Annotated in this window: 1 protein-coding gene (cut by a window edge); it reads right to left on the bottom strand. The window is 71.1% G+C overall.

Features of this window, described 5'->3' with window-relative positions; genetic code table 11:
* Positions 1–16,387: the 3' portion of a type I polyketide synthase gene (locus RVR_RS31495; protein WP_202237300.1), read on the bottom strand. 8,675 nt of this gene lie beyond the right edge of the window; 16,387 of the gene's 25,062 nt are visible here — the last part of the coding sequence; its start codon lies off the right edge, out of view — the gene reads right to left on this strand; its stop codon occupies positions 1–3.

Genomic DNA, 16,387 nt, shown 5'->3' with positions numbered 1-16,387 from the left:
TCAGGAAACTCCTAGCTCTTTAGCAATAAAGTCAAAGACTTCATCAGCCGAGGCCGACTCGAGTTTCTGCGCCGCGGTGTTCTCCGCGGTCGGCTCCTGGTTGCGCATCCATTTCAACAGCACGGTCCGCAGCCGGGCCGTGATGTCGGAGCGCATTTCGCTGTCCGCGGGTATCTCGGAGAGGATTGATTCAAGCTGGGCGAGTTGGGTGAGGACCGCCGGTTCCACCACCGTGTCCGCAACGATCTCCGGGCACAGGAACCGGGCGACCTCCAGTGGTGTCGGCTGGTCGAAGACCAGGGTGGCGGGGAGGGTGAGGCCGGTCTCGTTCGCAAGCCGGTTGCGCAGTTCCAGCCCGGTGAGGGAGTCGATGCCCATGTCCCGGAAGGCCCCCTGGGGATCGATGTCCCCGGGGTGTGCGTGGCCCAGCACGACGGCGACAGAGGCCCGGACGATCTCCAGGACTTCCTGCTCACGCTCGGCAGGGCCGAGCACGGCCAGCCGCGCCGCCAGGCCACCGGCATCCGCGGCAACGGCCGCGGTCGGGCGTGCGGCGACGCCACCAGCGACCAGCCCCCGCAGTAGCGCGGGCACCGGCCTTCCGCCGCGAGTGAACGCCGCCAGGTCCAGCCGGGCCGGGACCGCCAGCGGCGCGCCCAGCGCGGCGGCCGCCTCGAACAGCGCCAGCCCCTGCTCCGTCGCCAGCGGCTGGATGCCGCCACGGCGCAGACGGGAGAGGTCGGCACCGGCCAACTGCCCGGTGATCTCGGAGGTCTGGGCCCACAACCCCCACGCCAGCGACTGGCCGGCCAGGTGCCGTTCCCGGCGGTAGGCGGCCAGCGCGTCCAGGAACGCGTTCGCGGCGGCGTAACTGCCCTGCCCGGGGCTGCCCACGCTGGCTGCGGCCGAGGAATACAGGACGAAGCCGGCCAGGCCCGCGCCCTCGGTCAACTCGTGCAGGTTCCACGCTGCGTCCGCCTTCGCCGCCAGCACCGGCGCCATACGCTCGGGCGTCAACGACTCCACGGTCGCGTCGTCGATCACTCCAGCGGCATGCACCACCGCCGTCAACGGACGATCGACCGCGTTCTTGGCCAGGACCGAGGCGAGGGCGTCGCGGTCGGCGGCATCGCCGGCCTGCACCCGCACCTCAGCACCCGATCCGGCGAGTTCCGCGACCAGGCGCGCCACACCCGGCGCCGCCGGACCCCGCCGGGACAACAGCAGCAGGTGCCGCATGCCCCGGGAGCCGGCCAGGTGCCGGGCCAACTCCCCGCCCAGGGTCCCGGTGCCGCCCGTGATCAGCACCGTGCCCTCGGGGTCCCACTGGGCCGGGACGTTCACGACGACCTTGCCGATATGGCGGGCGGCCTGGAGGTGGCGCAGTGCCGCCACCGCCTGCGACAACTCGAAGCACGTCACCGGCGGCGGCACCAGCGTGCCCGCCTCGAACATCGCACCGAGCTCGGCCAGCATCTCCGCCACCCGCGGCTCGCCCGCGTCCATCAGGTCGAACGCCTGATACACCACGCCCGGATAGGTCTGGGCCACCTCCTCGGGGTCGCGGATATCAGTCTTGCCCATCTCCACGAACCGGCCACCGCGCGGCAGCAACCGCAGCGACGCGTCCGTGAACTCCCCGGCCAGCGCGTTGAGGACCACGTCCATGCCCTCGCCACCGGTCACAGCCAGGAACCGGTCGCGGAACGCGAGATCACGGGTCGAGGCGATATGGCTCTCCTCCACGCCCATGGCCCGCAAAGCGGACTGCTTGGCCGGACTCGCCGTCGCAAAGACCTCCAGCCCCCACGCCTGGGCAAGCTGCACCGCCGCCGTACCCACACCACCCGTACCGGCGTGAATCAGCACCCGCTGACCGGACTGGACTTGGCCCAGATCCCGCAACCCGTAGAACGCGGTCAGGAACCCGACCGGCACCGCCGCAGCCTGTTCGAACGACCAACCCTGCGGGATCGGGGCCAGCACCCGGCTGTCCACGATCCCGACCGGGCCCCAGCCCGGAACCAGACCCATCACCGACTGACCAACCGTCAGGCCGGTCACCCCGGGACCGATCTCCAGGACGGTACCCGCACCTTCCCCGCCGAGGATCCGGCCGTCGGAGACCATCCCCAGCCCGGTCACCACGTCGCGGAAGTTCACGCCCACCGCACGCAGGCCCACCCGCACCTGGCCCGCCGACAGCGCCACGCCCGCGTCGGGAGCGTCGACGACAGCGGCACTGCCCAGGTCACCCGGCCGAGCAATCTCCACCCGCCAACCCGAACCACGGGGGAGCTCCAGTTCGCCGGCCGCCCCCGCCCGGGCCAGCCGCCGGCCGAACGCCGCGACGTTCCCGCCGTCAGTAGCGGGACGGATGCGGACCTCGGGCTCGTCGGCGTCCAGGGCCACGGCCAGGACGGTGTCCACGTCGGCGTCGTGGGTCGGGTCGAGACCGGCTGACGGGTCGACGTCGACCAGGACCAGGCAGCCGGGGTGCTCGGACTGGGCCGAGCGGAGCAGACCCGTCACCGCCGCGGCGGCCAGGTCCTGGCCGGCAGCCGCGCCCTGGGTCCAGATCACCAACCGCGCATCATCGGTGGCGGGATCGGCCAGCCACTGCTGCACCCAACCCAGCACCGTCGCGGCAGCCGACTGGGCCGCTCGCGGAGCCGACACCCCGGATTCCGCGGCCGGAACCGTGGCAACAACAACGGGCGCCAGCTCAGCCCCGCCGTGCCGCACCCATTGCACCGCAGTGCCAACGGCCTGAGATGCCGGCAGCGGGACCCAGTCCACGGTGAACAGCGACTGCCGCACCTGCCGCCCCGGCCCGGCGAGCTGACCGGCCGATGCCTCACGCAGCGCCAACGACCGCGCCTCCAACACCGGTGCACCCACACCGTCGAACGCGGTGACCGAGACACCCCCCTGCGCCGGGGCCAGAACAACCCGCAGATGGCGGGCACCACCGGCCAACAGCCGCACCCCCGACCACGCAAACGGCAACCCCGCCCCGCCACTACTGTTGCTGCTACCGACGGCCAGGAGACCGTGCAAAGCGGCATCGAGCAGCGCCGGGTGCAGACCGAACCCGGCCACATCGGAGTCGACGACCTCAGGCAGTTCCACCTCGGCATAGACGGTGTCCCCGGAGCGCCAGACCTGACGCATGCCCTGGAACGCCGGGCCGTAGCCATAACCACGCTCGGCGAAGTTCTCGTAAGCGCCATCCATCTGAACGGGCTCCGCACCCGCCGGAGGCCAGGCGTCAAGCGGGGCCGGGACGGGCTCACTACCGCCCGGGACCAGTACGCCCACGGCATGCCGGACCCACTCGCCCTCCCCTTCACGGGAAGAGACCGTGACCGTTCGGCGACCGCTGCCGTCGTCGCTGTCACCGACGTGGACCTGAAGCTGCACACCACCTTGGCCCGGCAGGACCAGGGGCTCCTGGAGCGTCAACTCCTCCAGCACGCCGCACCCGGCCAGATCACCGGCGTGGACTGCGAGGTCCACGAAGGCCGTACCCGGGAGCAGGACGGTGCCGTGGACGGTGTGGTCGGCCAGCCACGGCATCGCCCCCAACGACAGGCGCCCCGTCAACACCAACCCGTCGCCCTCGGCCAACCACACCGCTGCACCCAGCAACGGATGCCCCACCCGCTCCTGCCCCACCGACGAAACATCCCCACGCGCGCTGACGGCCTTGGGCCAGTAGTGCCGGCGCTGGAACGGATACGTCGGCAGAGCAACCGTCCTCGCACCCCCACCCCCGCCGGCTGCGGTGGCCACCGCGGCCCAATCCACATCCACACCCGCCGCATACAACCCCGCCACCGCCCGCACCACCGACTCCGCCTCATCCCCACCCCCACGCAACGCCGGAACCCACAACGACACCCCCGACTCATCCATCGCCGACAACGCACCATCCGGACCCAACTCCGCAAACACACCCACCCCCCGCGCCCGCATCGCCTCCACCACATCGTGATGACGCACCGTCCCCCGCACATGCCCCACCCAATACCCCGGATCCCGCACATCCGCCCCCACCACCCCCGACACCAACACCAACCCCGGCTCACCAAACGACACCCCCTCCAACACCCCCCGAAACTCCCCCAACATCGGATCCATCAACGGCGAATGAAACCCATGACCCACCCGCAACCGCCTAACACGCCCACCCCCCGCACGCCACACCCCCGCCAACTCCTCCACCACCGACCCCACACCCGAAATCACCGACTGCCGAGGACCATTCACCGCCGCCACCGACACCCCCACACGCCCCGCCACCAACCCCTCCGCCTCCACACCCGACGCATCCAACACCACCATCGCCCCACCCCCACCCAACCCCTCCATCAAACGACCCCGCGCCGCCACCACCGCACACGCATCCTCCAAACCCCACACCCCCGCCACATAAGCCGCCGTCACCTCACCCAACGAATGACCCGCCACACAATCCGGCACCACACCCCACGACGACCACAACCGAAACAACCCCACCTGCACCGCAAACAACCCCGCCTGCGCAAACACCGTCCGATCCAACTCCCCACCCCCCACACCAATCACCTCACGCAACGACCCCGGCAACAAACCCTCAAAACACTCACACACCTCATCAAACGCCCGAGCAAACACCGGAAACACCCCACACAAACCCAAACCCATCCCCACCCGCTGCGAACCCTGACCCGAAAACACCACCCCCACCCGACCACCACCAACACCAGAACCAGAACCAGAAGCAGAAGCAGAAGCAGCAACACCAGACACCACACCCGGCACCACCTCCCCCCGACCCGCCGCAACCAGACCCGCCAACAGTTGGTCACGGTCCTCACCCACCACCGCCAAACGATGCGCAAACCCCGTCGTCCGCGTCACCGCCAACGACAACGCCACATCCCGAACCCCCACCTCCGGCCGAGCCCCCACAAACTCCGCCAACCGACCCGCCTGCGCAGCCAACGCCCCAGCCGACCGCGCCGACACCACCCACGCCACCGAACCCCCGGATTCTGGCCCTTCCAGGACAGCGGCATCCGGAATCGAGGCATCCACGAGGCGTCCACCGCCGTCAGACCCCTCCAGCGCAGATCCGTTCACGGTGGGCTCTTCAAGGATCAGGTGCACATTGGTGCCGCTGATCCCGAACGCCGACACCCCAGCCCGCCGCGGGCCGGATCCCACCGGCCACTCCCGCGGCGCCGTCAGCAACTCCACCGCCCCCGCCGACCAATCCACATGCGACGACGGAGCATCCACGTGCAACGTCTGCGGCACCATCCCGTGCCGCATCGCCTGCACCATCTTGATCACACCCGCCACACCAGCCGCCGCCTGCGTGTGACCGATGTTCGACTTCACCGAGCCCAACAGAAGCGGCCGGCCCTCCGGCCGACCCTGACCGTACGTCGCCAGCAGGGCCTGCGCCTCGATCGGGTCACCCAGGGCCGTACCAGTGCCATGCGCCTCCACCACATCAACATCAGCCGGCTGCAACCCCGCACTCGCCAACGCCGCCCGAATCACCCGCTGCTGCGAAGGACCATTCGGCGCCGACAACCCATTGGACGCACCGTCCTGGTTGATCGCGCTGCCCGCCACGACCGCCAAGACCCGGTGCCCACGCTCACGGGCATCCGACAGCCGCTCCAGGACGACCATCCCGACGCCCTCGCCCCACCCGGTCCCGTCAGCCGCCTCCGCGAACGGCTTGCACCGCCCGTCAGCAGCCAACCCCCGCTGCCGAGCGAACTCCCTGTACGTCCCAGGGGTGGCCATGACGGTGACGCCGCCCGCGAGCGCCATCCCGCACTCCCCGGACCGCAGCGCCTGCGCGGCCAGGTGAATCGCCGTCAATGACGACGAGCACGCCGTGTCGATCGAGACGGCAGGACCCTGGAGCCCCAGCGAGTAAGCCACCCGACCCGACGCGACACTCGCCGTCGTCCCGGTCATCCCGAAGCCGCCGGCCCCGTCCTGCTCACTGATCCGGTATCCCGAGGCGACGATCCCGGCGTAGACACCCGTGTCGGAGCCACGCAGCGAACCCGGGGTGATGCCCGCGTCCTCCAGCGCCTCCCAGCAGGTCTCCAACAGCAGCCGCTGCTGCGGATCCATCCCCAACGCCTCACGCGGACTGATCCCGAAGAACTCCGCATCGAACTCACCAGCGCCATACAGGAATCCACCCACCGGGGCGAAAGCGGCGCCCCCGTCGGCAGGCTCGGACAGGTCGGGCGTCTCCCAGCCACGGTTCACCGGGAAGCCCGACATCGCATCGGTCCCCGTAGCAACAAGCTGCCAGAAGCCCTCCGGGTCCTCGACCCCGCCCGGGAACCGGCACCCCATGCCCACGATCGCCACCGGCTCGTCCGTGCCGACACGGACCACCGGAAGAGCGGTCTCCCCGACGACCCCGCCGGCCCCGCATGCCTCGGCCACCAGGAACCGGGCGACCTCCAACGGCGTCGGCTGATCGAAGACCAGGGTGGCGGGCAGGGTGAGGCCCGTCTCGTTCGCCAACCGGTTACGCAGCTCCAACCCGGTCAGCGAGTCGATGCCCATGTCCCGGAACGCCCGCTGAGGATCAATGTCCTCAGGGCGACTGTGACCCAGAACCACCGCCGCAGAGGCCCGAACGACCTCCACGACCTCCTGCTCGCGATCAGCGGGCGGAAGCGCGGCCAACCGGGCCGCCAGGCCACCGGCATCCGCAGCAGCGGCCGCCGTCGGGCGTGCGGAGACATCACCAGCAGTCAGCCGCCGCAACAGCGCGGGCACCGGCCTTCCGCCGCGGGACAGCCCGCTCAGGTCCAGCCGGGCCGGGACGGCCAGCGGCGCACCCAGCGCGGCGGCCGCCTCGAACAGCGCCAAACCCTGCTCCGTCGACAGCGGCTGAACACCACCGCGACGCAGGCGGGACAGACCCGCACCTTCCAGGTGACCGGTCATCCCCGACGCCTGGGCCCACAGCCCCCACGCCAACGATTGGCCGGCCAGGTGCCGTTCCCTGCGGTAGGCGACCAGCGCGTCCAGGAACGCGTTCGCGGCGGCGTAACTCCCCTGCCCCGCACTACCCATGACCGCCGCAGCCGAGGAGTACAACACGAAGCCCGCCAGGCCCGCGCCCTCCGTCAACTCGTGCAGGTTCCAGGCCGCGTCCGCCTTCGCGGCCAGCACCGGCGCCATGCGCTCGGGCGTCAGCGACTCCACGGTGGCGTCGTCGATCACCCCGGCGGCATGCACCACCGCCGTGAGAGGCCGGTCAGCAGCGACCCTGGCCAGGACCGAGGCGAGGGCGTCGCGGTCGGCGGCGTCGCCGGCCTGCACCCGCACCTCCGCACCCGATCCGGCGAGTTCCGCGACCAGGCGCGCCACCCCCCGCGCCGCCGGACCCCGCCGGGACAACAGCAGCAGATGCCGCATGCCACGCACGTCCACCAGATGCCGGGCCAACTCCCCACCCAACGTCCCGGTCCCACCGGTCACCAGCACCGTGCCCTCGGGGTCCCACTGGGCCGGAACGTTCAGCACGACCTTGCCCACATGCCGGGCGGCCTGGAGATGGCGCAGCGCCGCCACCGCCTGCGACAGCTCGAAGCACGTCACCGGCGGCGGAACCAGCGTCCCCGCCTCGAACATCACTCCCAGCTCGGCCAGCATCTCCGCCACCCTCGGCACACCGGCGTCCATCAGGTCGAACGCCCGGTAGATCACGCCCGGGTGGGACGCAGCGACCTGCGCCGCATCGCGGATATCGGTCTTGCCCATCTCCACGAACCGGCCGCCCCGCGGAAGCAGCCGCAGCGACGCGTCCGTGAACTCCCCGGCCAGGGCGTTGACGACCACGTCCATGCCCTCGCCACCGGTCACGGCAAGGAACCGCTCGCAGAAGACCAAGTCGCGGGTCGAGGCGATGTGGGTGTCGGCCACACCCATCGCCCGCAGCGCGGGCTGCTTGGCCGGGCTCGCCGTCGCGAACACCTCCAAACCCCACATCTTCGCCAGTTGCACAGCAGCGGTGCCGACACCACCCGTACCGGCGTGGATGAGGACCCGCTGACCGGGCTGGGCCTGGGCCAGATCCCGCAGCGCGTAGAACGCGGTCAGGAACCCCGCCGGTACCGCCGCGGCCTGCTGGAACGACCAACCGTGCGGGATGGGTGCGAGAAGCCGGCTGTCCACGACCCCGACCGGGCCCCAACCCGGCAGCAGACCCATCACCGGCTGGCCCACCGTAAGTCCGTCGACTGCGGCGCCGGTTTCCAGCACGACCCCGGCACCCTCCATCCCCAGGACCCGGCCATCCACGACCATCCCCAGACCACCCACGACGTCATGGAAGTTCACGCCCACCGCACGCAGCCCCACCCGCACCTGACCCGCCGACAGCGCCGCATCCGCCTCCGGAGCGTCGACGACGGCGACACTGCCCAGGTCACCCGGCCGAGCAACCTCCACCCGCCAACCCGCACCACCCGGCAGCACCAGCTCCCCGGACGCCCCGGCCCGGACCAACCGCCGACCGAACGCCGCGACTCCTCCGGTCTCGGGTCGGATGCGGATCTCGGGCTCGTCGGTTCCCAGGGCCACGGCCAGGAGGGTGTCCACGTCGGCGTCGTGAGTCGGGTCGAGAGCGGCTGACGGGTCGACGTCCACCAGGACCAGGCGGCCGGGGTGCTCGGACTGGGCCGAGCGGAGCAGGCCCGTCACCGCTGCGGCGGCCAGGTTCTGGCCGGCGGCTGCTCCCTGGGTCCAGACCACCAGCCGCGCGGTGTCCGTCTCGGGATCAGCCAGCCACTGCTGCACCCAACCCAGCACCGTCGCGGCAGCCGACTGAGCCGCCCGCGGCGCCGACACCCCCGGCTCGGCAGCCGGAACCACCGCCACCACCACCGGCGCGGAGCCGAGCGACTCACCGTGCCGCACCCACGGCACCGTGATGCCAACGGGCTGAGGTGCCGGCAGCGGGACCCAGTCCACGGTGAACAGCGACTGCCGCACCTGCCGCTCCGGCCCGGCGAGCTGACCGGCCGATGCCTCACGCATCGCCAACGACCGTGCCTGAAGAACCGGTTCACCTACACCGTCGAACGCCGTGACCGAGACGTCACCCGCTCCACGGACGAGGGTGACCCGCAGGTGGCGGGCACCGCTCGCCAGCAGCCGCACCCCCGACCACGCGAACGGCAACCCTGTTCCGCCACTGCCGTTGCTGCTGCCGACGGCCAGGAGACCGTGCAGGGCCGCATCGAGGAGAGCGGGGTGCAGACCGAACCCGGCTGCATCGGCCTCCGCGGCCTGCGGCAGCTCCACCTCGGCGTAGACCGTGTCCCCGGCCTGCCAAACCTGACGCAGACCCTGGAACGCCGGACCGTAGCCGTAACCACGCTGCGCGAGCTTCTCGTAGGCATCGTCGACGGGAACCGGCTCCGCACCCGCGGGCGGCCAGACCGGAAGCGGAGCAGGGGTCGGCTCACCGCCGACCGGGGTCAGCACGCCGACCGCGTGCCGCACCCACTCGCCGTCGCCGTCACGGGAGGAGACCGTGACGGTCCGCCGGCCGCTGTCGCCTTCGCTGTCACCGACGTGGACCTGAAGCTGCACGCCACCCTGGCCCGGCAGAACCAGCGGCTCCTGGAGCGTCAACTCCTCCAACGTGCCGCACCCAGCCAGGTCCCCGGCGTGGACCGCCAGGTCCACGAAGGCCGTGCCCGGGAGCAGGACGGTGCCGTGGACGGTGTGGTCGGCCAGCCACGGCATCGCCCCCAGCGACAGGCGCCCCGTCAGCACCAGCCCGTCGCCCTCGGCCAACCACACGGCCGCCGCCAGCAACGGATGTCCAGCCCGCTCCAAACCGATCGACGGAGCGTCCCCGTGACCGGCTACAGCCTTGGGCCAGTAGTGCTCGCGCTGGAACGGATACGTCGGCAGAGTCACCTTGCTGGCGCCGGCGGCGGTGGTCACCGCCGCCCAGTCCACTTCAACACCGGCGGCGTACGCTCCGGCCAGTGCGGTCAGCCAGCGGTTACGGCCGCCATCGCCGCGCTGCAACGTGCCCGCAGCGACCAGGTCCTCACCGGCCTGCGCGACCGCCAACCCCAACACCGGATGCGGACTCACCTCCACGAACACCCGATGACCCTCCGCCGCCAGCATCGCGACGACCTCACCGAACCGCACCGTCCGACGCAGATTCCGGAACCAATACCCACCATCCAACTCAGCCGTATCCAGCACACGGGCCTCAAGCGTGGAGAAGAACGGCACCGCACCAGAAACCGGGGACACCCCCGCCAGATCCCCGGCCAGACGCTCCTCAACGGCCTCGACATGCGCGGTGTGCGAGGCGTAGTCCACCGCGATCCGCCGCGCACCCCGATCCGCATACGCCTCCGCGAACTCCGTGCACGCCCTCGCGGCACCGGCCACCACGACCTGGCGGGGGCCGTTCACCGCCGCGACCGACAAGTCCTCACCCCACGCGGAGATCCACTCCCCCACCTCACCCAACCCCGCCGGCACCGACACCATCCCACCCGAGCCAGCAAGCCCCGCCAACGCCCGACTACGCAACGCCACCACCCGCGCGCCATCCTCCAAGGACAAACCGCCCGCGACACACGCCGCCGCGATCTCACCCTGACTGTGACCCACCACCGCGACGGGCTCTACACCGTAGGCCCGCCACAACTCCGCCAAGCTCACCGCTACCGCCCACGACGCCGGCTGCACCACATCCACCCGCCCCAACAACCCCGCATCCGCGAGCACATCACGCAACCGCCACTCCACGAACGGCTCCAACGCAGCAGCACACCGCTCCATCGCCGCCGCGAACACCGGCTCCCCATCCCACAGTTCCAACCCCATCCCGACCCACTGCGCACCCTGACCCGCGAACACGAACACCGGCCCAGACACCGAACCAGCAACCCCGGACACCACACCGGTCACGACACCCGGCGCCTCCCGGCCCGCCGCGACCGCCCCCAGACCCGCCACCAACCGCTCACGGTCCTCCCCGACGACCACCACACGATGCGAGAAGGCCGTCGTCCGCGACACCGCCAACGACAACGCCACATCCCGAACCGAAACCCCCGGACGAGCCCCCACGAACTCCGCCAACCGACCCGCCTGCGCAGCCAACGCCCCACCCGACCGCGCCGACACCACCCACACCACCGAACCCCCGGACCCCGACCCCTCCAGGACAGGAATCTCCACGGCAGCCGCATCCTGCGCGGGCTGCTCAAGGATCAGGTGGACGTTGGTGCCACTGATCCCGAACGCCGACACACCCGCACGCCGCGGACCGGACCCCACCGGCCACTCCCGCGGCGTGCTGAGCAGTTCCACCGCTCCGGCCGACCAATCCACGTGCGACGATGGGGCGTCGACGTGCAGGGTCTGGGGCAGCATCCCGTGCCGCATCGCCTGCACCATCTTGATCACACCCGCCACACCCGCAGCCGCTTGCGTGTGACCGATGTTCGACTTCACCGAACCCAACAGAAGCGGCCGACCCTCCGGCCGGCCCTGACCATAGGTCGCCAGCAGGGCCTGCGCCTCGATCGGATCACCCAGGGCCGTACCCGTGCCATGCGCCTCCACCACATCGACATCAGCAGGCTGCAACCCCGCACTCGCCAACGCCGCCCGAATCACCCGCTGCTGCGACGGACCATTCGGCGCCGACAACCCGTTGGACGCGCCATCCTGGTTCACCGCACTGCCCGCCACCACCGCCAACACCCGGTGCCCACGCTCCCGCGCATCCGACAACCGCTCCAACACCAGAACCCCGACACCCTCACCCCACCCGGTCCCGTCAGCCGCCTCCGCGAACGGCTTACACCGCCCATCAGCAGCCAACCCCCGCTGCCGCGCGAACTCCCTGTACGTCCCAGGGGTGGCCATGACGGTGACGCCGCCCGCCAGCGCGATCCCGCACTCACCCGCGCGGAGCGCCTGCGCCGCAAGGTGAATGGCCGTCAGCGACGAGGAACACGCCGTGTCGATCGAGACGGCAGGACCCTGCAACCCCAGCGAGTACGCCACCCGACCCGACGCCACACTTGCCGTCGTCCCGGTCAGGCCGAAACCACCAGCACCGTCCTGCTCAGTGATCCGGTATCCCGATGTGATGATGCCGGCGTAGACACCTGTGTCGGTCCCCTTCAGCGAACCCGGGGTGATGCCCGCGTCCTCCAGCGCCTCCCAGCAGGTCTCCAACAGCAGCCGCTGCTGGGGATCCATCCCCAACGCCTCACGCGGACTGATCCCGAAGAACTCCGCATCGAACTCACCAGCGCCGTCCAGGAACCCGCCCACCGGGGCGAAAGCGGTACTCCCGTCAGCGGAATCGGACAGGTCGGGCGTCTCCCAGCCCCGGTTCTCCGGGAAGCCCGACATCGCGTCGGTCCCCGTAGCAACAAGCTGCCAGAAGCCGTCCGGGTCCTCGACCCCGCCTGGGAACCGGCACCCCATACCGACGATCGCCACCGGCTCATCCGTAGCGACACGGACCGCCGGCACAGCCGCCGCATCGACGACCAGCTCCGTCCCGCACACCTCGGCCACCAGGAACCGGGCGACCTCCAGCGGTGTCGGCTGGTCGAAGACCAGGGTGGCGGGCAGGGTGAGGCCGGTCTCGTTCGCGAGCCGGTTACGCAGCTCCAACCCGGTCAGCGAGTCGATGCCCATGTCCCGGAACGCCCGCTGGGAGTCGATCTCCCCAGGGCCGGCATGGCCCAGGACGACGGCGGTGCCGGCCCGGACGATCTGCAGAACCTCCTGCTCACGCTCGGTAGGACCGAGCGCGACCAGACGCGCCGCCAGGCCACCCGCAGGTGCAACCGTTGCCATGGCCGCGGTCGGGCGAGCGGAGACATCACCGGTGGTCAGACCCCGCAGCAGCGCGGGCACCGGCCTTCCGCCGCGAGACAGTCCCGTCAGATCCAGCCGGGCCGGGACCGCCAAGGGCGCGCCCAACACGGTAGCGGCCTCGAACAGCGCCATGCCCTGCTCCGTCGTCAACGGCTGGATGCCGCCACGGCGCGCACGGGACAGGTCAGCACCCGCCAGGTGGCCGGTCATCTCCGAGGCTTGGGCCCACAGTCCCCAGGCCAACGACTGGCCGGTCCGGTGGCGGTCGCGGCGGTAGGTGGCGAGTGCGTCCAGGAACGCATTCGCGGCGGCGTAGCTGCCCTGCCCGGGGCTGCCCATGACCGCCGCGGCCGAGGAGTAGAGGACGAAGCCGGACAGGCCCGCGGTCTCGGTCAGCTCGTGCAGGTTCCAGGCTGCGTCGGCCTTCGCGGCCAGCACCGGCGCCATGCGCTCGGGTGTCAGCGACTCCACGGTCGCGTCATCGATCACCCCGGCGGCATGCACCACCGCCGTGAGGGGCCGGTCAGCAGCGACCCTGGCCAGGACCGAGGCGAGGGCGTCGCGGTCGGCGGCATCGCCGGCCTGCACCCGCACACTTGCTCCCGTGGCCGCCAACTCGCCGACGAGTTGCGCCACGCCCGGCGCCGCCGGGCCCCGGCGGGACATCAGCACCAGATGCCGCATGCCGCGGGCCTTCACCAGGTGCCGGGCCAGCGCCCCGCCCAGGGTCCCGGTGCCGCCCGTGACCAGCACCGTCCCCTCGGGGTCCCACTGGGCCGGGACGTTCAGCACGACCTTGCCGATGTGGCGGGCGGCCTGGAGGTGGCGCAGTGCCGCCACCGCCTGGGACAGCTCGAAGCACGTCACCGGAGGCGGAACCAGCTCACCCGCCTCGAACATCGCGCCCAGCTCGGCCAGCATCTCCGCCACCCGCGGCTCGCCCGCGTCCATCAGGTCGAACGCCCGGTAGATCACCCCCGGGTGGGACGCAGCGACCTGCACCGCATCGCGGATATCGGTCTTGCCCATCTCCACGAACCGACCACCGCGCGGCAGCAACCGCAGTGACGCGTCCGTGAACTCCCCGGCCAGCGCGTTCACCACCACGTCCATGCCCTCGCCACCGGTCACAGCCAGGAACCGCTCACAGAAGACCAAGTCGCGGGTCGAGGCGATGTGGCTCTCCTCCACGCCCATCGCCCGCAACGCGGACTGCTTGGCCGGACTCGCCGTCGCAAAGACCTCCAACCCCCACGCCCGGGCCAACTGCACCGCCGCCGTACCGACACCACCCGTACCCGCATGGATGAGAACGCGCTGACCGGGACGGACCTGGGCCAGATCCCGCAGCGCGTAGAACGCGGTCAGGAACCCCGCCGACACCGACGCGGCCTGCTGGAACGACCAACCCTGCGGAACCGGGGCCAGCAGCCGGGCATCCACGACCCCGACCGGCCCCCACCCCTGCACCAGACCCATCACCGACTGACCGACCGTCAGGCCAGTCACCCCGGGACCGATCTCCAGGACAACCCCGGCACCCTCCATCCCCAGGACCCGGCCATCCACGACCATCCCCAGCCCACCCACGACGTCATGGAAGTTCACACCCACCGCACGCAGTCCCACCCGCACCTGGCCCGCCGACAGCGCCGCATCCGCCTCCGGAGCATCGACGACAGCGACACTGCCCAGGTCACCCGGCCGAGCCACCTCCACCCGCCAACCCGAACCACCCGGCAACACCAGCTCCCCGGACGCCCCGGCGCGGACCAACCGCCGACCGAACGCCGCGGCTCCCCCACCATCACTGGCCGACGAGATACGGACCTCGGGCTCGTCAGCACCCAATGCCACAGCCAGGACGGTGTCCACATCAGCGTCATGAGTCGGGTCCAGGCCGACCGACGGATCGACGTCGAGCAACAGGAGACGGCCCGGGTGCTCGGACTGCGCCGAGCGCACCAGACCCACCACCGCCGCGGCAGCGAGATCCTGACCAGCGGCCGCACCCCGGGTCCAGACCACCAACCGCGCATCATCGGTCGCGGGATCGGCCAGCCACTCCTGCACCCAACCCAGCACCGTCGCCGCAGCCACCTGAGCCGCCCGCGGCGCCGACACCCCCGGCTCGGCAGCCGGCACCGCAGCAACAACAACGGGCGCCAACTCAGTTTCGCCGTGCCGCACCCACCGCACCGCGGTGTCAACCGTCTCAGGCGGCACCGGCAGCGGGACCCAGTCCACGGTGAACAGCGACTGCCGCACCTGCCGACCCGGCCCAGCGAGCTGACCGGCCGAGGAGTCCCTCAGCACCAACGACCGCGCGTGCAGCACCGGTTCACCCACACCGTCGAACGCGGTGACCGAGACACCCCCCTGCGCCGGGGCCAGAACAACCCGCAAGTGGCGAGCGCCGCTCGCCAGCAGCCGCACCCCCGACCACGCGAACGGCAACCCCGTCCCACCACTGCTGTTGCTGCTGCCGACGGCCAGGAGACCGTGCAAAGCGGCATCGAGCAGAGCAGGGTGCAGACCGAACCCGGTCGCATCGGAGTCGACGACCTCCGGCAGCTCGACCTCGGCGTAGACAGTGTCCCCGGCGCGCCAGACCTGACGCAGACCCTGGAACGCCGGACCATAGCCATAACCCCGCCCAGCGAACCTCTCGTAAGCGCCATCCATCTGAAGGGACTCCGCACCCGCCGGAGGCCAGACAGCCAGCGACGCCGGACCGGGCTCACCATCAGTCGCGACCAGCACACCGACCGCATGCCGGAGCCATTCGCCCTCGCCTCCGCGGGAAGAGACCGTGACCGTTCGGCGACCGCTGTCCCCGTCGCTGTCACCGACATGGACCTGAAGCTGCACACCACCCGAGCCCGGCAGAACCAGCGGCTCCTGGAGCGTCAACTCCTCCAACACGCCGCACCCGGCCAGATCACCGGCGTGGATCGCCAGGTCCACGAACGCGGTACCCGGCAGCAAGACGGTGCCATGGACCGCATGGTCGGCCAGCCACGGCATCACCGCCAGCGACAGGCGCCCCGTCAGCACCAGCCCGTCGCCCTCGGCCAGCCACACGGCCGCCGCCAGCAACGGATGCCCCACCCGCTCCTGCCCGGCCGACGGAGCATCCCCGTGACCGGCCACAGCCTTCGGCCAGTAACGCTCCCGCTGGAACGGATACGTCGGCAGAGCCACCTTCACCGCCCGGCCGCCATCAGCGGTCACCGCCGCCCAGTCCACCTCCACACCAGCCGCATACGCACCAGCCAGCGCGGTCAGCCAGCGGCTCCGGCCGCCATCGCCGCGCTGCAACGTGCCCGCCGCGACCAGTTCCTCACCGGCCTGCACGACCGCCAACCCCAGCACCGGATGCGGACTCACCTCCACAAACACCCGATGACCCTCCGCCGCCAGCATCGCGACGACCTCACCGAACCGCACCGTCCGACGCAGATTCCGG

This window comes from Streptomyces sp. SN-593, from assembly GCF_016756395.1.
In the GTDB taxonomy this organism is placed as follows: Bacteria; Actinomycetota; Actinomycetes; order Streptomycetales; family Streptomycetaceae; genus Actinacidiphila; species Actinacidiphila reveromycinica.
Note: the sequence above shows the minus strand (reverse complement) of the source record. Positions and strands in the feature narration are given on the sequence as shown.